The following is a 21369-nucleotide window of genomic DNA, read 5'->3' as shown; positions in this document are numbered from 1 at the left end:
CAATTCGCAATTCGCAATTCGCAATTCGCAATTCGCAATTCGCAATTCGCAATTCCGTTTTGTAATGGGGATTTAGACCCCACCACAAAACTTACCAGTTATAGAACCAGGGGACTTAAACCCACCGAATTTGTTAATAACTTAATAAATACCCTCAAGCATCCTAAAAAACTCAAAATTAGTGCTAAATTTCAGCACCTGATTTTGCTTCGGCACCCATTGGCGAAACATAATCACGGAAAAGAGTAATCTGCTGCTCAAACTCTAATCCTTGAATTTTGCCAAACAACGCTTTAGCTTCGGAAGGAAGTTGATAATCATCTGGTACAGGAATGATAGTACCGTTATCCATCCCTTGAGATAATAGATACCAAAACAGAAGTTTTGTCGTATCACCCAAAGAGCCATACTCACGAGAAATTTGGGTATCCGTTTTATTAATCAAATCACGCTGAACTTGTAATTGTTGTTCGTGAGATAATTCCTTAACTTGATTAAATAAACCTTCAGCTATTTCTGGAGAAACAGTACTGGCTCCAGGAGCAGCTGGAGTAATTGAACTCCCCATTTCTTTATAGATAAACCAAAACAAAGCAAGTTGTTGATCTACACTTAAATTTTGCCAAGCTTGAACGTGTTCGCGAATAGTGGGATCGTTAGTTTGTGTGTATGTCATGATTAACTCCAATTGCAATTACTTATTTATTCTTAAGCAATGTTATCAAATGTACATTTTGAGTTTTACCCTACTGAAGACAGATGTCTGAAAATCATAAAGAAGATCGTTCAAAGCCCAAATAATGCCTGACAAGTGCCAAATGAAATAGTTAGCAATTATAAGTCTGTCGCCAAATTTAAAGATTGTTATAAGGTATTTCCCTGGATAGATGTTAGCTTGATTAGTAATAGTGAATAGAAAAGCACTACTTGTTAATCTTTGAAAGGGCTAAACTTAGAACTTACGCATTGACAGAAGCAACCAACTGTGGATTAAATCTCGTTACAAGACTGTGTTAGGGCTTACGCAAAATCATGAAAAAACGTAGACGCGCGCGCCAGCAGCTTCCCGCAGGATACTGCAAAGTACACGAAGGACGCAAAGAAATAAGAGTTACAGAGAGTTATTGCGTAAGTCCTGAGTGTTACTGAAAAATATTTTTTATCTGGTATTAATCTAAATTTTACAGTGCAGACGCATCCAATAAGGTGGAAGCGATGTATCGCGAAGGGTTGTAATGCTAGCGTCTTGTAGAAAAGTGATCAGGCTAGACTGCCTCTCCTTGAATCCCTTACCAAAGCAAGGGAAAACAAAGTATAATTTTGGGTCTTTGGGATTCTTCGAGTTTAATAGTAATCAAACGGACATCAAATTATAACACGCAGTAGGGACATACAGTTAGCTGTACGCCCCTACTAAAGACCAATATTTAATGCAACTGAGAAACGCTACAATCTATTATCAGCAGGGGTGAGGGCGTTACCCAAATATTAGAAGAGTTCGTTGGTTAAACACCAGCCTTCCTAATATCACTCATTTATTGGCGGAAAGTTATTATTACTTACTGCCAAGTCAAGATTGTAACGCATTCAGCGTCAAACTTAGTTAAGGATTTTTTTGCCTGTTTGTGCTGCACTATCCCCTACATCACTAGCAGTTTCTTTAGCGCCCTCTACATACCCAGATCCAAATTCTTTAAAGGCTTCTCCTGACTGTTGTCCAATCTTCTGAAGTCGTTCGCCAGGAGAACCTTCCGTTTCACGAGCATCTTTAAACCACTGCCCTACTGTTTTCGGTCTTTGAGCATCATTCTGCTCTACCTGTTCACGAACTCTCTCTTTTAAGCCTTTGTCATTTTGCCCATCACTAACATTCGTCGTCAGCACTAGAAAACCTACTATGACAACAGCCAAAAAACCTTTTATTTGAAGTCCTTTAAGCAGGGAACTGATCTGACTAATAGTCCTAGAAATCAAATTTATCATGTCAATTAGCTTGTTTTTTGGAGTACAAATAAAGATTAACTATAAAAAAATAATTATCCTTCTAACAAAAGGCATATCTCAGTTATGAAAAATCTGGGATGAGACTATACCAATCATCCACAAGCAAATCAACTAAATCAAACCGTTCATAGAAGTGAAAAAGAATGTAGATACGTAGCAATGCTAGGTCTCTACAAGGTTTCTGGATAACGCATATTTAATTTCACCAGATGTGGATTAACTGCAATATTTAGTCAGCCACGATATTTTTTATATATTGCTTGATTTTGGCATCACCTAATCGGTAGAAATTGGTGTACTCACTTTTGCTTCTAAACAAAATTACAGCAAATCACTCAAAGTTGGTTTGTGCTTGGCTAGAGCAAAAGGTCGATAATTAGGCAAAAAAGCTGATTTTGTGTTCAAATAAGGCTTTGAAGACCATTGAGAACAATTGACGATATGAGAAAACGGTTGAGATTAGCATAAATTTCCAAAATTTATCGGAAAAAAGGATTTAACTGCTCAATAGCAGCTTTTTTAAAAGTCTTACTCTTTATTTATAAATCATCCTTGGATTCCTTCGGCTGCCAAATGTAGCACTCAATACATTTTTCATGGTACATTTGGTTTTTAATACAAATACAAGTAAAAAAAACATGTATCTTTGGTTGTAAAAATTATCAATCTTAAAAGATAGATGCTTAATGGATAATTCCTAAATAGTTACTAATAACAATCAATAGTCATACGACTTTTAGGCTAGTAGACTGTGGCGGAAGTTTGCCTACCTTTAACAAGTTGCTTGAACAATTTGTCTAGTTAATTGAGATGGTAGCTGGATTTCTGCTGTGCTGTACTAGAGGTATTGTTTATCTGACTGAGTGAATTTATACCGTAATCCCTAGATATTTGAAGGGTTTACAGACGAAAAACTACTCGACATTTTTCCTTAAAACGAGAACTGCTTCAGGTGGAAAGCCAAAGGATGAAATACTGGATAACGAAATTAGCAGTCTGTATAGTAGTACTGTATAGCTTGTTGCTATCAAATGATTATGCAGGAGCAAATCAACTTTCAAATACTTCTAATATTGATGTACAGCAATTAAATGCACTACCAGTAGTTGAAAACGTAGCAAGTGCTGACAAGAATATTGCTGAGATTAAAAAGGAAGATTTTTGTCGATTTGATGGGATTGTTAATCGGATAGATAAACTAGAGGGACTCTTCACACTTTATTGCAGAGAGGATTCGGGAAAAGTTTTCTTAGAACTTAAGCCAGAGCAGCTAAATAAAGATTACCTAGCTATAGTGACATTGGAATCAGGTGTAGGGGAAAGTGGAATTTATAGTGGATTACCTCTTTCTGATTTTATCTTTTATTTCCGACGAGTAAATAATAGATTGCATTTTGTTGTCCGTAATATAAAATTCCGTACAGATAGTATACCAGAACAGCGATCGCTTGCTCGTTCATTTAGCGATTCAGTTCTTTATTCACTCGAAATAGCCACTATCGATCCCAAAAATCAAAATATTCTGATCAACCTGAATGAACTGCTAATGCAGGATTTTCCAGGATTAACTCCTCTATTAAAATACTCTTTACAAGCTGATTACCGCTTAGATGCACGCAAGTCATATTTTGGTGATGTTAACAGCTTCCCAGAAAATATAGAGATTGATTCGATTTACGGTTTTTCATCACTAGAAGGCTCAAATTTAATCACTTTACCCGATAGCAGAGCACTCACTCTAAAGGTACACTACAGTTTTTCTCAGCTGAGAGAAAACAATGGTTATATACCCAGACTTGCCGATGATAGAGTTGGATATTTTACTACTGCTTTCCAAGATTTCTCTAACAATAATGCTCACGAATCTTATGTACGTTATATTAATCGCTGGCATCTAGAACCATTCGATCCTAACGCTCCCTTATCTCCACCCAAAAAACCGATTGTGTATTGGATTGAAAATGCTGTGCCACTAGAATACCGCGATGCGATTCGTGAAGGCGTCTTGATGTGGAACAAAGCATTTGAAAAAGCTGGATTTCAAAATGCTATTGAAGTGCAGCAAATGCCAGATGATGCTGATTGGAAACCAGCAGATGTACATTACAACACTATTCGCTGGTTCAATTCTTTAGATGCAGGTTTTGCCAAAGGCCCGACGCGCATCAACCCATTCACCGGGGAAATATTGGATGCAGATATTATTGTGGATGCCAATATGGTGCGTTTAGTTCAGCAAGAATATCATGCATTAATGGAGGCAAATTCATGTCCAGAAAAGATGAAAGGACATGAACACGCAGGGAAATACCTGGATAGATTCTTTGCATCATCTTCTTCTGCTGTGTTTTTCTCCTCTGAGTCCTGCTATGGTATGGAGTTTTCAAATCAAGCAGCTATGGGGGCGCTGGCGTTGTCAATGTTGCCAAACATTACACCTAGTAATGAAACGATGAAGGAGTATGTGCATCAATATTTGCGTTCTCTCATTGCTCACGAAGTCGGGCATACTCTCGGTTTGCGCCACAATTTTCATGGCAGCACCATGTTATCGCCTCAAGAATTAAATAATACTGAAATCACTCACACCAAAGGTTTAGTAGGTTCGGTGATGGACTATGTACCTGTGAATATAGCACCACAGGGAGTACAGCAAGGTGACTATTTTCCAGGAGTTATTGGGCCTTATGACGAATGGGCAATTGAGTATGGTTATAAGAAATTTCCAGCAACAGCACTTGAGGTAACGATTCCAGAATCAGAAAAAAGTTTTTTAGACCAGATTGCACTAGCGTCGCCTCAACCAGAATTATCTTACGCAAGCGATGAAGATATCTGGGACATCAATCCTTTGGCAAATGTCTGGGATATGAGTAGTGATGTGCTACTTTATTCGCAGTGGCAAATGGATAATGCCCGTTTTATGTGGCAGCGTCTTGATAAGGGTTATTTATCGAAAGGCGAAAGCTATAGTAACCTGCGCCTTAAATTTAATAGAGTACTTAAATATTATTTTCGAAACGCCACTTTGCTTTCTAAATACATTGGCGGACAATCGTTTCGGCGTCTCCATACCAGTAATGATGTTTGGGCATTTGTACCAGTTTCACTTTTAAAACAACGTCAAGCATTGACAAAGTTACAAGAGTATGTTTTTGCTGAAGATGCTTTCAGCTTTTCACCACAATTGCTCAATCAACTGGCACCGTCGCGTTGGGGAGACTGGGGTAGTTCTGCACCTAATAATCGTCTTGATTATCCAATTCACGATCGCATTTTGAGTTTTCAAAGCGCGATATTGCGATCGCTATTAGACAGCGATCGCTTGAATCGGTTACAAGATATAGAATTAAAAACTCTGCCTGGAGAAGCGCTTTCCATGCCAGAACTGTTCAACACCCTGCAAACAGGCATCTGGACAGAAATTTTCGCCCCAGGAGAACCAAAGCCAATTTCTAGTATCCGCCGGTCATTACAACGGGAACATCTGAATATTTTGTTACAGATGATGTTGGGTACTACTAATACACCTGAAGATGGTCGGACATTGGCTTGGTATAAATTGCGCCAACTGCAAAAAGCCATTGATGTCAAACTCAAACAACTTGGCCAACAGAGCATTAGCGAGGTTCCTTCCCTGGAAACCACTGCGTTAGCGCCAGCGGTAGCGTACTCCTTCAAAGAAGCAAGCTACGCGCAGCGTCTCGTAGAGAGGAACGAGCGTCACCCTGACGGAGAAAGCCTTGATATTTACACCTTAGCTCACTTAGAAGCTTCTGGCGATCGGATCACTAAAGCATTAAACGCACAATTACTTTCTAAATAGAGATGGGCATTGGGCACAAGAGGCAGAGGGGCAGAGGGGAAAGACTTACTACAACTTCTCCCCTGCTCCCCACTTTCCCAAGATACCGCTGCAATAGACCAATGAAAACTTCTGGTATTTTCAAATAAGGTAATATTCGAGCAAGTCCAGACTACTCCCTTCGTTGAAGAGATAGAACTGGTTGACTCGCCTATCTCAAGAATGATCTAAAGATATCCGCTTTTAAAATGAAAGCAATATTATTGACTGCCTTAGTTCTTTATGAAAACATTGATTAGCAAATTTTTTCAAAAATTATAACCAATTGCCTATAAGAACATAAGGGGCCCAAAAATATGGACGATTTTCTTTAGCTAAAATCGCAAGTTGGGCGCGTTGCAGAGCTTGGGCTTTAGTTACTCCAGCATCTAATTGTCGGTATAATTCACCCATAAAGTCGCTAGTAGATTCATCATCTACTGTCCACAAAGTTGCTAGGGTACTGCGTGCGCCCGCTCGTACTGCAACTCCAGCTAACCCCAAAGCGGCTCGTTTGTCTCCTGTGGCAGTTTTACAGGCACTAAGGACGAGTAATTCAATGGTTCCTCGTCGACTTTCACCCCTAGCTCGAAGTAAATTATCTAGCTCTCTAACCTTGAGTAAGCTATCCCAGGTAAGAATATAGGTTTGTTCAATGTCTGAACTAAATTGCCCGTGAGTAGCTAGATGCACTACTGAAAAGGAAGTAGATTGAATTTGCTTTTGCAGATTAGCTTTAGTGAACTGTTGATTTAAGAGTTCTTTAGTTGATTTCACTTCAGATTGGACTAGTTTTAATTCCTGTGTGACATTTGAGAGTTTGGGAAATGATTTACCTTCAATCAAGCGTTCTTGCTCAACCCCAGCAATTAAAGCATTTAGTCGCACGTTTTGTAGAGGTTTAGGATCGAGGAGTTGTAGTCCAGGCATTAAAGAAATAGCATACTTTTCTATAAGATATTTCTGCTGTTGTTGATCATAAAGAATCGCCATTGGAATATTTCGCAAAGAACCATCCAGCACAAACACTAGAGAGGTTATACCTGGATTTGCTAAATCTGATTCAATAGGTTTAATTAACCAATCATATAACTGTTGCGAATGCTGCTTAACATCAGGCTCACGGCTAACAATGGGTAAATCTTTCTGTAGTTGTTCTACAATATTTTCTAATACATCTTTAGGGACTTGAGTTGTTTTACGGGAGATTGTATCTTGCCCTGGCAACCTAGTAATAATTTCTAGTCGATTATCTAAAATAATTGGATAGATAACAACTGTAGATTTTTGCTTTTCAACTAATTTATCAAGGTCAATTCTTGGTAGCAAACAGGGCGAACGAAAGAAGTTATCTAATTCTGCTAACTGGAGAGATTCCATTACCTGACGAGCTTGAATGAGATTATCTGGCTTTTGAAAAGTATTTTCCTGAAATTGCAGCAGTAAATCAACATACTGTCGATATACGGGTTCTACGCTTTCGCGGAAAGAAAATTGTACGTCAGGATTAATCGCAACTAAATCATTACGAAGGGATTTGAGGGCATTATAAGCTTGATTATAAGCAACTGTTGCTGCTGAGATATCGGATTGCTTTTGCAGTATCCGTCCTATCTGCCAATGCCATTGATAGGCAATGTCTTGAGCATCTATATATTCAGCTTTCACCAAGGCTTGTTGTGTCAGGCTTTTAGCATCGGCTAGCTGTCCGCCTTGTTCGTACAAACCACCAAGAGTGCCAAGGGCATAAGACTCAGTTCGTTCATCTTTTAAACTCTTAGCTATTTGGACAGCTTGCGCTAGCATTTTAGCAACATCTTTTGGCCCAAGTGAGTTCTGTACCATTTTGCTCAGACTTTGGGCAAAGTTAATTCGGTAATTAACAGCCGTCCGACTTGGAGGCAAACTGTCTATCTGAGACTGAATTTGAGGTAATAATGCCTTTGCTGTGCTAAATTCCTTTTGCTCTACCATTAGTCTTAATAAATTTAGTTGAGCCAAAAGACGTACAGTAGGTTTAATTGATGCAATCTGCGCTACCTGTTGATAGTATTGAATTGCTGTTTGAGTGTAATCTTTGGCGCTGCTTGAGTTACCCAAATTAAGTTGAGCGTAGATTTGAGCGCGGGCTGTATTACCTAAACTTAGTAAAGCATTGCTTTGGGCGATCGCATCTTTGACTCGTATAGCCATAGAATAACTATCTTCGAGAATTTTCTGGGAATCGTCTAAATAACCCAAACTTCGCCGGACATTCCCTAAGTTATACAATCCTGTCGCTTTTATAGGAGAGTCTGGTTGTTTTTGGAGAATTTCTCGGACTGAGGTTAAGGTTTTATCTGCTTGCAGATAATTTCCCATAGCTTGCATTGCTTGGGCTTGATTAACGCGATCGCGAACCAGTGCAGATATATCATCTAAGTGTTGATAAATTTTAGCTGCTGATTGCCAAGTATTCAAGGCTGCTTCAGTTTGCCCCTGTGCTAATTCCAGTCCACCTCGAACATCTAAAGCTTGGGCAAACACTTGTGAAGAATTTGCATCTTTAAGAGTTTGTAATAGTTTAATACTTTGTGTAATAGCTTCAGTTGCCTCTTGCCATCGTCCTAATTGCTGATAGGCTAAAGAAAGATTGCTTAAAGCTATAGCTTCATTCAATACATCATTAATAGCTTTAAATTCAGCTACTGCTTTTTTGAGAAGTTCTACCCCTTCTACAAACTGTCCTGCTTCATAAAGTGCTTGACTTTGCTGTACTAAGCTAGAAGTCTGGGTTGGGTTGATAACAGACGTTGTTGCTAAAACAGAATCAAATCCAACTTTAGATTTTGCAAATCCTGCTGTTAAATAATTAGATGAATCCCAAAAATATGGTAAGAACGCACAGAGTAATGCAGTCAATAATGCTAGAAAAAAATGTTGAATAAATTTCATATAATTTTAAAACTTATTTTATTAAATAGTATTTAATTCTTCTAATTAGTGAGAATACAAACCTGATATAATATCATGTTCGGTTGATTACTTATAATTCCTGTAACATAATATATGCAGAAATAGGAAAACCCTCTTTCCCCCTGCTCCCTGCTCCCTGCCCCCCTGCGGTCTTAATGATAAGTCTTTCACCGAACACGATATAACTCTCTGTAGCTCTGCAATTTTGTGTAAAATTAAAACGGATTATATTGTACAAAAAAATATAAACCGTTTTCTTGCCATGTATTGCTTTGAGTATCAACAGAAACTAAAGGGATACCCCACTCAACACTAGCAGTAAAGTTATTACCTTGTAACCAACGTAAACCCAAACCAACAGAAGCTAGAGTGTTAGTACTATTTTCATCTCTACTGGAAGAATTATTCCAAGCTGTGCCAACATCACCAAAGGTCGTAACTTGCAGAACTCCCTTCCATTGTGGTACACGGGCAATTGGTAGCCGAAACTCAACAGAAGCAAGAGCGCCATTATCTGTCAACAGTAAATCTTGACGATATCCTCGTACACTATTTATACCACCTAAACCAAATTGTTCTGAAGCTAAAAGCTCTGTAGAAGCTAATTGCACATTACCACGGATTAATAGTAGAGTATCAGGAGCTAAGAGGCGTACCCACTGCGCCTGTCCTCGCCAAGCGAAAAAGCGGCTATCAGGTTCAGTATCATTAATTGTGGCATTGAATGCACCAATTCCCAGACTAAATTCAGAGCGAGCGGCAATGACTTGTTGGCTATTGCGACTCGTCCATTCTTGAAAAAAACGCAACGCAGATACTCTGGTGCGTCCTTCTTTATCAGCCCCTGGTGAAAGTTCAGAAAGAGGAACCTGATTCTCTTCTAGTAAAGAGGAGGAAATATCACTTTCTCTGCGAAAAGCGGTTATCCCAAGAGCGAATTCTTGGTTAGGAGTTTGCACTAGAGGCTGGCGGAATGTCAGTTCGTAATATTGGGAAGCTGATTCAATATCTAATGTATTGAAGGGACGTTCAATGACATCGGCTGATGTAGTACCATAACTAAAAGTAAGACTACCATTGCGAGGATTGAGAGGAAAGCTGTAGCTGGTATCTATAGTGTTACTGCCGTCGGTATTGCTATATGTTAACGATATACTATCTCCGAATCCGAGTAAGTTAGCTTCATTTATTTGCAGTTGGCGTCGGAAACTACCAACACTAGGTGAACGACCATTATCCAGGACTGCTTGTATATTGAATGAATCAGCCTCTGTTATCTTAATAGCCAGTAAATTAGCACCAGTACGTGAGCCAGCAGACAGTTCCGCAGAGACGTTTTGAATTAAAGGATTGAGTCGCAATAATTGTAATGACTCTAGTAGGCGTTTTTGATTCAAAGGAGTGGATGCGCCCAAGGCTATACGGCTGCGGATATAATTTGGGTTGAGTCGCTTAGTCCCAGTTATTTGGATATCTTCTAATTTCCCTTCTATTACCTGGATTTGGACAACACCGTTGTTATCAAAACTTTGTTCAGGAATATAAGCCCCAGACGTAACGTATCCCTCTTGAATATAAAGTTCGGTAATTTTGGAACGAGCTTCTAACAATTGTGTAAATGTTATCGGCTTGTTTGTAAAGGGAGCAAGTACCTCAGCTAACTTTTATCGACTGAATACTGTACTGCCAATGACTTCAAACTGTTTAACAGTGAAGATTTGCGATTTCTCTAGGAATGGTTCATCTGGTTTAAGTAGTGGTTGTTCAGGTTGAAGTAATTCGGATGGAGGTGGAAGTTGCGGTAGTGTTGGTGGTGTTGGTGTTTTGGGTGAGGGTGGTTGGACATCCTGTGGTGGCGGAAGTTGCGGAAGCGAAGGAGAATTGTTTTGGGATGGTTGTACGCGATTGAGTGTCTGTGCCTTGCTGGGTGTAGTTATCAGGCTGTTGAACGACATAACCAAGCAGGACACTATCAAAATATGAGTAACTTTAGCTACCATGACACTGAATAGGGTTGTGTCTGAAAGTGTAGGGTGCGGCAGATGAATTAGCACTCAAGACTATTTGTCCTTTGGCGTTTAGCGTCGCACTTGTGGCTTCAACAATGCGTTTGGGAGTGGAGGTAGTTAGGTTAGTGGTAACAGATGGTATGAAACGATTGTTGTGAGTGGGTTTTATAGACACCCAATCTATTTGAGGCGTATCAGGAGTGAGAATCTCTTGGGGATTGGGTGGTAAACCGCCGCGTCCAGTGATGATAAATGAACTAGCTTGTTGCTTGCTTTTAGGGTTACAGCTAGTGTCAAGTAGCTTGATAATATTTTGAATATCTCCTGTATTATTAAAAGAACCAGTGATATTAAAGGTGTTTCCATCCCTGGTGACGCTGGAGTTGTTAGGTAAGGTGTTATCTGGGGTAATTTGAGCAAAAACCTGATCTTGCAAACAAGAAATTAACACACTGACCACTATCAAACTACTACACCAACTCCGCCGATCTGGAGTTCTTCTTAACATAACAATCCTTATAAATTAGTAATTATAAGCAAGCAGGATACTATCAAAATATGAGTAACTTTAGCTACCATGACATTGAATAGAGTTCTGTGTAAAAACGTGAGAAGTAGGGGTGGATGAACTAGCACTCAAGACTATTTGTCCTTTGGCGTTTAGCGTCGCACCTGTGGCTTCAACAATGCGTTTGGGAGTGGAGGTAGTTAGTTTAGTGGTAACAGGTGGTATGGAACGATTGCTGTGAGTGGGTTTAACAGACACCCAACCAATTTGAGGCGCATCAGGAGTGAGAATGTCTTGGGGATTGGGTGGTAAACCGCCGCGTCCAGCGATGACAAATCGGTTTTGGGCATAATCTGGACTGTAGCAGCCTTGTGCTACTTGGGTGTCAGTTGGTATTGTTGGCAATTGCACTAAGCCACTGTCAAGGTCAGTATCTGGGGTGTTGAGTTCTACAGTGCCTTGTGTACCAAATTCTGAACTAGCAGTGATGTCACTCAAGGGAGTTGGACTTTCACGGAACTCGATACCATAAATGCCATTGGCTTGAACATCCACTCTCCCACCACTGCCTGTAAAAGCATTGGCAGTGATGTCACTATTTTCATTAGGCACAGCGAGGATGAAGCCATTGGGGGCAGTGATTTTGATGTTGCCACCATTACCCCCAGCTTGTGCTGTGCCTGCGGTGGTGGAAATGGAAGCGCCACGACGCAGAAACAGTAAATCGGTTTGTAAGTTGATGTTGCCACCATTACCCGATGCAGATTCGGCGTTGAGTGTGCCAGCCTTGTCTAAGGTAACTCTCGGTGAGGTAACGATGATATCTCCAGCAGTACCCGTCGGACTTTGGGAGTTGACGAACAAGCCACTGTTAACGTTTGAACTGCTACCAGAAATGGTGAAAAAATCAGCAGCATTCACTTTAATTGCACCTGCATTTCCTCGTCCAAAGAAGGTTTCAGCAGTAAGTTGAGCGCCATCACTTAGAGAGAATGAACCAGAATCGATAGTAATGTCACCCCCATTGCCAACTGTCCCCCTATCTACGAAGCTGGCAATTGCACTAACCACCAAACCGTTTTTCTGACCAGCAATATCAACAGCGCCAGTAACTTTCACATTCACATTCCCCGCATCCCCCACTCCTGCTGGCTGGGTATAAAATGCACCATTAGTAGAAGTTACCAGTTGAGCGCCATCAATTAGTGATAGTGTTGCAGCATCGATGTTAATATTGCCACCGTTACCTACACCCCCTGCTTTTACCGTGCTGAAGATGTAAGCATCTGCAAAAGAAACAGCACCAAGGGAGTGCACTGTCACATTCCCCGCATTCCCTTGTCCAGAAGTTGAGGCTTCAAGTTGAGCGCCATCACTTAGAGAGAATGAACCAGAATCGATAGTAATGTCACCCCCATTGCCAACTGTCCCCGTTTGCACCAAGCTGCCAATCCCACTACCGAAACCGTTTTTCCCTCCAGTAATATCAACAGCACCAGTAACATTCACTTTGACATTTCCTGCATTCCCTCGTCCTGCTGGCTGGTTCTTAGATGCTTCACGAGTAAGAGTTTGCAGTTGAGCGCCATTAATTAGTGATAGTGTTGCAGCATCAATGTTAATATTGCCACCGTTACCTACACCCCCTGCTTCTACCGTGCTGAAGATGAAGGCATCTGCAAGAGAAACAGCACTAAGGGAGTGCACTGTCACATTCCCCGCATTCCCTTGTCCAGATGTTAAGGCTTGAAGTTGAGCGCCATCACTTAGAGAGAATGAACCAGAATCGATAGTAATGTTGCCCCCATTACCTTGTGAACCGAAACGCACAACATTACGAACCCTGCTCCCACTAGCAACTTTGATTTCCCCGGTAGCATTAAGCGTAATATCTCCTGCAACAGTTTCAGGTGTCCCCAAACCTTCTCCAATACCGGCACTTAGAACAGTTCCTCCTAATATTTCTAGATTTTTGGCATTAACTGCAATATTACCGCCACCAGCAGCTTCTACGTATATTGCAGCTTGATTGGTAAGAGATACCAAAGCTTGGGCAATATTATCAGGAAACTTCAAACTGAGATTATCGCCATCTACACCCAGTAAGACAGTACCAGGTTCGCTCAATCCTCCTAACTCAACTCGTCCACCATAAGCATTTAATTCTCCCCCATCCATGATGACATTACCACCCACCAGCAGTAAACTTTTGCCATCTGGTACTTGTAAACCATATGCTTCAAAGCCTGCTGGATCTATTCCTGCGTATGCTATTGAGTTATTTTGAATTGGCGCAGCAATTTGATTAAAGAAAAAAGCTGAAGGATTTACTGTTAGCAACTGTGGAGTATTCGGATTAGTCACACTAAAAAAACCGCGATCGCCAAAGCCAATTGCATTAGCTGTAGTCCCGACAAAAGAACCACCAATATCTAGCCTTGCCCCCTGACCAAAAATAATACCTGACGGATTTATTAAAAATAAATTAGCTTGACCATAAGCACGAATTAACCCATCAATTTTAGAGACTGACCCACCTGTTACCCGACTGATGATATTTTGAATATCTCCTGCATTATTAAAAGAAGCAGTGCCACCAGTAGGCACAGAAAACTCGCTAAAGCTGTGAAACAAATTACTTCCTGCTTGCGTTCCTCCAGTGATATTAAAGGTATTACCCTCTTTTGCAACGCTGGAGTTATTGGGTAAGGTGTTATCTGGGGTAATTTGGGCAAAAGTATGCTCTTGCAAGCAAGAAATTAACACACTGACCACCATCAAACTACTACACCAACACCGCCAATCTGGAGTTCTTCTTAACATAACAATTCTTAGAAATTAGTAACTATAAGCAAGCAGGACACTATCAAAATATGAATAACTTTAGCTACCATGACACTGAATAGGGTTCTGTGTGAAAGTGTGAGGAGTAGCGTTAGATGAACTAGCACTGAGAACTATTTGTCCAAATGCGTTTAGCGTCGCACTTGTGGCTTCAACAATGCGTTTGGGAATGGAGGCAGTTGGTTTACTGGTAACAGGTGGTATGGAACGATTGTTGTTAGTGGGTTTAACAGATACCCAATTTATTTGAGGCGCATCAGGAGTGAGAATGTCTTGGGGATTGGGTGGTAAACCGCCGCGTCCAGCGATGACAAATCGGTTTTGGGCATAATCTGGACTGTAGCAGCCTTGTGCTACTTGGGTGTCAGTTGGTATTGTTGGCAATTGCACTAAGCCACTGTCAAGGTCAGTATCTGGGGTGTTGAGTTCTACAGTGCCTTGTGTACCAAATTCTGAACTAGCAGTGATGTCACTCAAGGGAGTTGGACTTTCACGGAACTCAATACCATAAATGCCATTGGCTTGAATATCCACTCTGCCACCACTGCCTGTAAAAGCATTGGCAGTAATGTCACTATTTTCACTGGGCACAGCGAGGATGAAGCCATTAGGGGCATTGATGGTGATATTGCCACCATTACCACCAAACTGCTCAACGCCAGCAGTGCTGGTGATTTGACTGCGATCGCGTAATAATAACTCTTGCAGATTGAGAGTGATATCACCACCAGTATTACTGCGAGTTGCGGCGGAGATTGTGCCTTGATTTAGGGTGAGGAAGCTTGCGGTCAGTTGGATATAACCGCCAGTACCTTCTCCCTGACTGTCAACGGCAATTACAGCACCATCTTGAATTGTCATGATTCTGGGGTCAATGATGATACTACCACCATTACCAATAGAACCTTCACTGGTACTGGCAAATAGACCAGTTTTTAACCCAGAGAGGGTAATATTGTCTTTGACCTGGAATGTAATATTACCAGCGTCGGATTCACCATAAGTAATGGTGGATACTTGACCACCATTGCTAGCTTCAAAAGTGTTAGCAGTAATGCTGACACTGCCTGCATCCCCTTTTCCATAGGTACTGGCACTCAGTAGGGCACCATTGGTAACTTCTAATGAGCCTGTGTTAATCAATACACCTCCGGCTTTGCCCTCTCCTCCAGAGTTGACTTGGCTGAATGCCCCACTGGAATATCCATCCTTGCTTTCACCATCAAACTTGACAGCATCTCTAGCAAAAATACTGACACTGCCTGCATCCCCTTTTCCATTGGTACTGGCACTCAGTTGGGCACCATTGGTGACTGCTAATGAGCCAGTGGTAATCGATACACCTCCGGCTTTGCCCTCTGCTCCAGATCTGACGTTGCTGGATGCGCTACTGGGATATTGATATTCATAGTTACTACCTTCACCATCAAACTTGACAGCATCTCTAGCAAAAATGGTGATACTACCTGCATCCCCTTTTCCAAGGGTACTGACATCAAGTTGGGCACCATTGGTAACTTCTAATGAGCTTGTGTTAATCAATATACCTCCGGCTTTGCCCTCTCCTCCAGAACCAACTTGGCTGAATGCCGCACTGGGATATCCTTTACCATCAAACTTGATAGTATCTCTAGCAGAAATGGTGACACTGCCTGCATCCCCTTTTCCAAAGGTATTGGCATTAAGTTGGGCACCATTGGTAACTTCTAATGAGCCTGTGTTAATCAATACACCTCCGGCTTTGCCCTCTCCTCCAGAGTTGACTTGGCTGAATGCCCCACTGGAATATCCATCCTTGCTTTCACCATCAAACTTGACAGCATCTCTAGCAAAAATACTGACACTGCCTGCATCCCCTTTTCCAAAGGTATCGGCATTAAGTTCGGCACTATTGGTAACTTCTAATGAGCCTGTGTTAATCAATACACCTCCGGCTTTGCCCTCTCCTCCAGGACCGACTTGGCTGAATGCCCCACTGAAATATCCATCCTTGCCTTCACTATCAAACTTGACAGCATCTGTTGCAAAAATGGTGACACTGCCTGCATCCCCTTTTCCAAAGGTATTCGCACCCAGTAGGGCACCATTGGTAACTTCTAATGAGCCAGTGGTAATCGATACACCTCCGGCTTTGCCCTCTGCTCCAGGGTTGACGCTGCTGAATGCCCCACTGCCAGATCCATCCTTGCCTTCACCATCAAACTTGATAGTATCTCTAGCAGAAATGGTGACACTGCCTGCATCCCCTTTTCCAAAGGTACTGGCACTCACGTAGGCACCATTAGTAACTGATAATGAGCCAGTGGTAATTGATACACCTCCGGCTTTGCCCTCTGCTCCAGAGTTGACTTTGCTGAATGCCCCACTGGAATATCCATCCTTCCTTTCACCATCAAACTTGACAGCATCTCTAGCAAAAATACTGACACTGCCTGCATCCCCTTTTCCAAAGGTATTGGCACTCACGTAGGCACCATTAGTAACTGATAATGAGCCAGTGGTAATTGATACACCTCCGGCTTTGCCCTCTGCTCCAGAGTTGACTTTGCTGAATGCCCCACTGGAATATCCATCCTTCCTTTCACCATCAAACTTGACAGCATCTCTAGCAAAAATACTGACACTGCCTGCATCCCCTTTTCCAAAGGTATTGGCACTCAGTAGGGCACCATTGGTAACTGATAATGAGCCAGTGGTAATCGATACATCTCCGGCTTTGCCCTCTGCTCCAGAGATGACTTCGCTGTATGCCCCACTGGGATATCTATGATATCCATCAAACTTGACTGCATCTGTTGCAAAAATGGTGACACTGCCTGCATCCCCTTTTCCATAGGTACTGGCACTCACGTAGGCACCATTGGTGACTGCTAATGAGCCTGTGTTAATCAATACACCTCCGGCTTTGCCCTCCCCGTTTTCTTCTACTTTGTTACTAACGAAACTGTTATCTAAAAAGACAGTATCGGTAGCATTAATTTTAATATCTCCTGCTGCTGTAGCCGTTGCTGTACCCAAACCTGACTTAATCCCAGCAACAAGTTGACTTTCTTGTTTTAAATCTAAATTCCGAGCATTGACTGTAATTGAGCCTCCCCCACCAGCACTCACATCCACAACTGCGTTATTACTCAAAGAGATATCGGCTCTTTGTACATCATTAGGGATGCTTAAACTCAGGTCTTGACTATCAACATTTAATCCCACAGTCCCCTTACCAGAGACTCCTGCCAATTCCACTAGCCCACCTAAAGCAGTCAACGAGCCACCATCAAGAATGATATCTCCACCCACTAACAACAAACTTCGCCCATCTCGGACTCTCAGCCCTTTGAGATTATTTCCGGCATCGGTGGTTGACCTGTTCTCAATTTTGGCTGCTTGCAGTTGATTGAAAAACAGTGCCGAAGGATTGATTGCTAATAACTCCGAGGGAGATTGAGGATTGGTGGCACTGAAGCTGCTACCATCGCTCCATTTGAAACTGCTGGCTGTGGTTGCTAAAAATGAACCACCAATATCTAATCGTGCATTCGCTCCAAAGATAATGCCATTGGGATTAAGCAGAAATAGGTTAGCTTTACCGTTAGCACGAATTAAGCCATCGATATTGGAGATAGACCCACCTGTGACTCTAGTAATGATATTTTGAATATCCAAAGCATTATTAAAAGAAGCAGTGCCACCAGTAGGCACAGAAAACTCGCTAAAGCTGTGAAACAAATTACTTCCTGCTTGCGTTCCTCCAGTGATATTAAAGGTGTTTCCATCCCTGGCAACGCTAGAGTTATTGGGTAAGGTATTATCTGGGGTAATTTTTTGGGCAAAAACTCTATTCTGTAAGCAAGCAATTAAAACACTTACCACCACCAAACTACTACACCAACACCGCCAATTTTGAATTCCTGACATAGCACCCCCATTAAGCAATTCGCAATTCGCAATGACGCTCGAAGACTCGCTAACGCTGCGCTAACGCAATTCGCAATTACGTAAATCAGTAACTGCATCGTGTGACTAGTCTTATTTTCTCAAGTTGTAATCCTCTACGATTGGCTCTTTAGCAATGTCTTGCAAGCCAACTGCATTTAATAAGTCAACCCAATCTTTGTTAAGAGTTGCATTCTGCGGATTGATACGACGTTGTTGACCTAAATTAGTGAGGGCATCGTACCAAATCTTATTGGCACTATAAACAATGTACTCTTTTGATTTTGCTGACTTTAACTGACTATCAAGAGCCTGTGTCAGCACTTGCCTTTGCACAAACCCATCTACATAAAAATTGTCAGATGTTTTTTCTACATCGCCGCAATAAATATGAAAGTACCAATGATATTTTTTATCTACTTTTAAAAAATATTGCGGTTGTGCTGGCAAAGTAATGCTAACGATCCCCGATTTTCCAGACAGAGTAAGAGGTCTTCGATAGACCCTTTTTACATCTTTACCATCTAGCACTTCTTGTAATACAAATTCTCCAGAACGTGTGGTTTGTGGTAATTGGGGAATATAAAACCAAAAAGTTGGATTTTCTGCAACTGTTGATGCCAATACTGATTTCCCTCCATCACCAGGTACTAAAGCAGTAAGCTGTGTGAGATTGCTGGGACAATCAGTACGCCCAGCCCCGGCTCTGCGCCGACCTGTGGGTGCGCCATTTTTAGGCAATTTTGGTTGCTGAGAGGATTGGGAAGGCGAATTTTTAACAGTGTTTTGAATCGAATTGGTCAATTGTGCCTGCACTGATTGCGAGTAACTCATCAAACCAATAAATACCAAAGAAATTACGCAAGCGCGTTGAATTGCTTGGTCAAGTAATTTTTTTTTAATCACGATCAAAATTTAATTATTTTCTCTTATGAATATGCAAACGTCTAAACCATGAGATTACCATTACTTGGGTAGCTAGTAACGCTAATACTGAGGGGATAAATGGCACCCATCCAGCTAGTACAAAAATACCAAAACATAACCCAAATACTGTTAAAAGTGTGACTATCACCGCTAATCCCAGGTGTAGCGGTTTTGAATAATACCATGCTGTAATACCTCCTACTAATGACCATTCCCATATCCAAAGTGCCTCTACCCATCCAGACCACCACCACAATAAAGGTCTGCTATCTAAAACTGTACTGAGGATTTGACTTAGCATCTGCGCCTGTACAAATACCCCCGGTGTTTGCTTTTGCTTCGGTTTCACATCAGAACTGAAAGGTGTTTTCCAATAATCATTTGTATTAGTAGGGGCAGAAAGACCAATCATCACAATCCGGTCTTTGAGTGATTGAACTGTTTCTAATGATATTTTTTCATCTAACACATCTCTCAAACTAACTTGCTCGGCAATTTTTTCCACAGAGTCAAGAGAACGATAATTCAACAAGATTTGATAACCGGATGCATCTACTTTTTGATAACCGCTAGTGTGTTCGTTTAATTGCTGAAATACAATATCATCAATTTGTAAATAACCTGATTTTGTAACACTTAATATTTTGCCTTCTTTCTTTAAATAATGAAGTGCTAGTTTGAGATTAAAAGCGTCTTCTGTAGAACAGAGAGATGTTGGGGGAGGAGTCAAATTTAAAAGCTGGCGACGAGCAATATCATCTTCATCTGCAACAAAATCACTAAAACTTAAGCGTTCTATTGAAACTCCAGAAGGTGGCGGAATACCATCACTATCCCCATCATCACCAGTAGTAGGAACTTTGCATACAAAAAATAAACGATTATCCTTTTGAAAACGAGTAGCTAATTTTGGGTATTTTGGATCTACACTACCATCACGATAAATATCTAAACCGATACTTCGTGGTTGGTATTTATTTAATTTATCTAATAGTTGAGCAAGGGCTTGGTCAGATAATGACCATCGCATTTGCATTCCTTTATTGAGTTGGTATTGAATATCTGCTTCATCGATTGTAATAATTAAAATCCGCTCGTCAGGTTTTTCGGTGACAAAATGCGATCGCAACTGCATAAAATGGTCAAAAGCCTGTAGTTCTGACGTTTGCAGATAACCCCCATACCGCACCCCCATGACTAAACTTGTTATCAACAAGCTTGTTATCAATATTACTAAAACAATCTTGGTGGTGATTATTTTTCGCTGCAACTGCCAAGTCATTGGCGCTGACAAGGGATTTTGGCAAATTACTGGCAACCAAGTTGCACAAGGATATTTATCTTCTATTCCTTCCAGCCTTTTTCGCGCCTCGCGCAGTGCCGAGTACAGTGATTGTCCGCTAGAAAATTCACCTAAAAAATGTTTTAAAAATTCCTGTGCTACCAAGTCTGGGACTGGTTCACGCATGACAATGACTTGGGGAATGTGTAAATCCTCTAATGCTTCTGCTAAACCTAAGCCATCACAAGAATTGAAAATTGCTAAGTGCAATCCGCTCTCAATTGCTTTCTTGAGTCCATGTTTTAATTTATCTAGAGTAATTGTTGTTGTTTGATTAATTTGCAGAACTCCTCTTTCTTGACTAGAACTATGTCCAGCAAAAAATAGAATATTCCAACCTTTGCCCCAAAGTTCATTACTTAAATCTTTTTGTTGTGGCTCAATTAAGAAATTTATTTGAGCTTGGTTTGATAATTTCTCTAATAAATACTTATCCTGACTAATATCAATTCCTTTATGAGTGCCAAAAATCGCTAAAATTTTGATTTTTTTTTCTTGAGTATATATTTTATTTGGTCTTTGTAGTTCTAAGGGACTAAGTGCAACTTCAGCATTCGGATAATCTTCAAAAAAGTTCCACAAATGCCAAGGAAGTCGTCGTAATAAGTTATCAGAAGTTGCAATTATAAAGCAAATTTCGTCGTTTGGATTTAATTGCGTGCGTAATTTTTGGTCGATTTTGCGAAACTGCTCACAATTGAACCAAATATTGATTCTAGATGATAATTGCTGACATAAATCGTTAAATTCCAATTCCGAAAAATTTGTTATATCATTATCTTCAACTTCCAGACGTATCCACCATTTATAGTGACGGTAGAGAGCCGAATATAGTATTTGCCAATTTCGATAAAGTTGAGAAATTTCTGGCGCTGCTGGTAAACTCCCGCGAAATTCCATCGCACGTGGGTCATTTATTAACCCAAGTTGAACCGTGACATCAGGAAAACCTTTATGGAGGTCGCCCTTACCTAAATTCAAGACAACTAACTTACTCATTACACTC

11 protein-coding genes and 1 pseudogene are annotated in these 21369 nt (G+C 41.0%); 1 reads left to right on the top strand and 11 read right to left on the bottom strand.

Annotated features, from left to right (window positions below; genetic code table 11):
* Positions 1–184 precede the first annotated feature (184 nt).
* Both RMY63_RS32125 and RMY63_RS32120 read right to left on the bottom strand, forming a co-directional pair.
* Positions 185–676, bottom strand: a complete 492-nt coding sequence (locus RMY63_RS32125; protein WP_322732579.1) for an orange carotenoid protein N-terminal domain-containing protein — start codon at positions 674–676, stop codon at positions 185–187.
* Between the two features lie 923 nt (positions 677–1599).
* Positions 1600–1983 (bottom strand): hypothetical protein, encoded by a 384-nt coding sequence (locus RMY63_RS32120; RefSeq protein WP_322732578.1) that lies wholly within the window; start codon positions 1981–1983, stop codon positions 1600–1602.
* 988 nt (positions 1984–2971) lie between these two features.
* Here RMY63_RS32120 and RMY63_RS32115 point away from each other — a divergent pair.
* Positions 2972–5830, top strand: coding sequence for a zinc-dependent metalloprotease (locus tag RMY63_RS32115; protein WP_322732577.1), 2859 nt, complete (start codon positions 2972–2974; stop codon positions 5828–5830).
* 294 nt (positions 5831–6124) lie between these two features.
* On the opposite strand, the gene RMY63_RS32110 is transcribed toward RMY63_RS32115, so the two are convergent.
* From RMY63_RS32110 to RMY63_RS32070, 9 genes and pseudogenes are all read right to left on the bottom strand, one after another.
* Positions 6125–8782, bottom strand: coding sequence for a CHAT domain-containing protein (locus RMY63_RS32110; protein ID WP_322732576.1), 2658 nt, complete (start codon positions 8780–8782; stop codon positions 6125–6127).
* Positions 8783–9018: 236 nt separating this feature from the next.
* A complete protein-coding gene (locus RMY63_RS32105; protein ID WP_322732580.1) occupies positions 9019–10164 on the bottom strand; it encodes a ShlB/FhaC/HecB family hemolysin secretion/activation protein in 1146 nt (381 codons plus the stop codon).
* Between the two features lie 135 nt (positions 10165–10299).
* Positions 10300–10452 (bottom strand): annotated as a pseudogene (locus RMY63_RS32100) (POTRA domain-containing protein); the annotation flags it as partial.
* A gap of 15 nt (positions 10453–10467) precedes the next feature.
* Positions 10468–10803, bottom strand: coding sequence for a hypothetical protein (locus RMY63_RS32095; protein WP_322732575.1), 336 nt, complete (start codon positions 10801–10803; stop codon positions 10468–10470).
* Positions 10793–11320 carry a hypothetical protein gene (locus tag RMY63_RS32090; RefSeq protein ID WP_322732574.1) on the bottom strand — a complete coding sequence of 176 codons (528 nt, stop codon included), beginning with the start codon at positions 11318–11320 and terminating at the stop codon, positions 10793–10795. The genes RMY63_RS32095 and RMY63_RS32090 overlap by 11 nt, the downstream gene beginning before the upstream one ends.
* Before the next feature lie 60 nt (positions 11321–11380).
* A complete protein-coding gene (locus RMY63_RS32085) occupies positions 11381–14143 on the bottom strand; it encodes a filamentous hemagglutinin N-terminal domain-containing protein (RefSeq protein WP_322732573.1) in 2763 nt (920 codons plus the stop codon).
* A 60-nt stretch (positions 14144–14203) separates the two neighbouring features.
* Positions 14204–18076, bottom strand: a complete 3873-nt coding sequence (locus RMY63_RS32080; protein WP_322732572.1) for a filamentous hemagglutinin N-terminal domain-containing protein — start codon at positions 18074–18076, stop codon at positions 14204–14206.
* Positions 18077–18187: 111 nt separating this feature from the next.
* Positions 18188–19000, bottom strand: coding sequence for a DUF928 domain-containing protein (locus tag RMY63_RS32075; RefSeq protein ID WP_322732571.1), 813 nt, complete (start codon positions 18998–19000; stop codon positions 18188–18190).
* Positions 19001–19013: 13 nt separating this feature from the next.
* Complete coding sequence (locus tag RMY63_RS32070; RefSeq protein WP_322732570.1) at positions 19014–21362, bottom strand: CHASE2 domain-containing protein; 2349 nt, start codon at positions 21360–21362, stop codon at positions 19014–19016.
* Between the last annotated feature and the right edge of the window lie 7 nt (positions 21363–21369).

Origin of the sequence: Nostoc sp. ChiQUE01b, from assembly GCF_034531255.1 — a bacterium.
Classification (GTDB): Bacteria; Cyanobacteriota; Cyanobacteriia; order Cyanobacteriales; family Nostocaceae; genus Nostoc.
Note: the sequence above shows the minus strand (reverse complement) of the source record. Positions and strands in the feature narration are given on the sequence as shown.

Coding starts and splice junctions, on each gene's coding strand:
- RMY63_RS32125 (WP_322732579.1), bottom strand. CDS start 676: ATGACATACACACAAACTAACGATCCCACTATTCGCGAACACGTTCAA.
- RMY63_RS32120 (WP_322732578.1), bottom strand. CDS start 1,983: ATGATAAATTTGATTTCTAGGACTATTAGTCAGATCAGTTCCCTGCTT.
- RMY63_RS32115 (WP_322732577.1), top strand. CDS start 2,972: ATGAAATACTGGATAACGAAATTAGCAGTCTGTATAGTAGTACTGTAT.
- RMY63_RS32110 (WP_322732576.1), bottom strand. CDS start 8,782: ATGAAATTTATTCAACATTTTTTTCTAGCATTATTGACTGCATTACTC.
- RMY63_RS32095 (WP_322732575.1), bottom strand. CDS start 10,803: ATGGTAGCTAAAGTTACTCATATTTTGATAGTGTCCTGCTTGGTTATG.
- RMY63_RS32090 (WP_322732574.1), bottom strand. CDS start 11,320: ATGTTAAGAAGAACTCCAGATCGGCGGAGTTGGTGTAGTAGTTTGATA.
- RMY63_RS32085 (WP_322732573.1), bottom strand. CDS start 14,143: ATGTTAAGAAGAACTCCAGATTGGCGGTGTTGGTGTAGTAGTTTGATG.
- RMY63_RS32080 (WP_322732572.1), bottom strand. CDS start 18,076: ATGTCAGGAATTCAAAATTGGCGGTGTTGGTGTAGTAGTTTGGTGGTG.
- RMY63_RS32070 (WP_322732570.1), bottom strand. CDS start 21,362: ATGAGTAAGTTAGTTGTCTTGAATTTAGGTAAGGGCGACCTCCATAAA.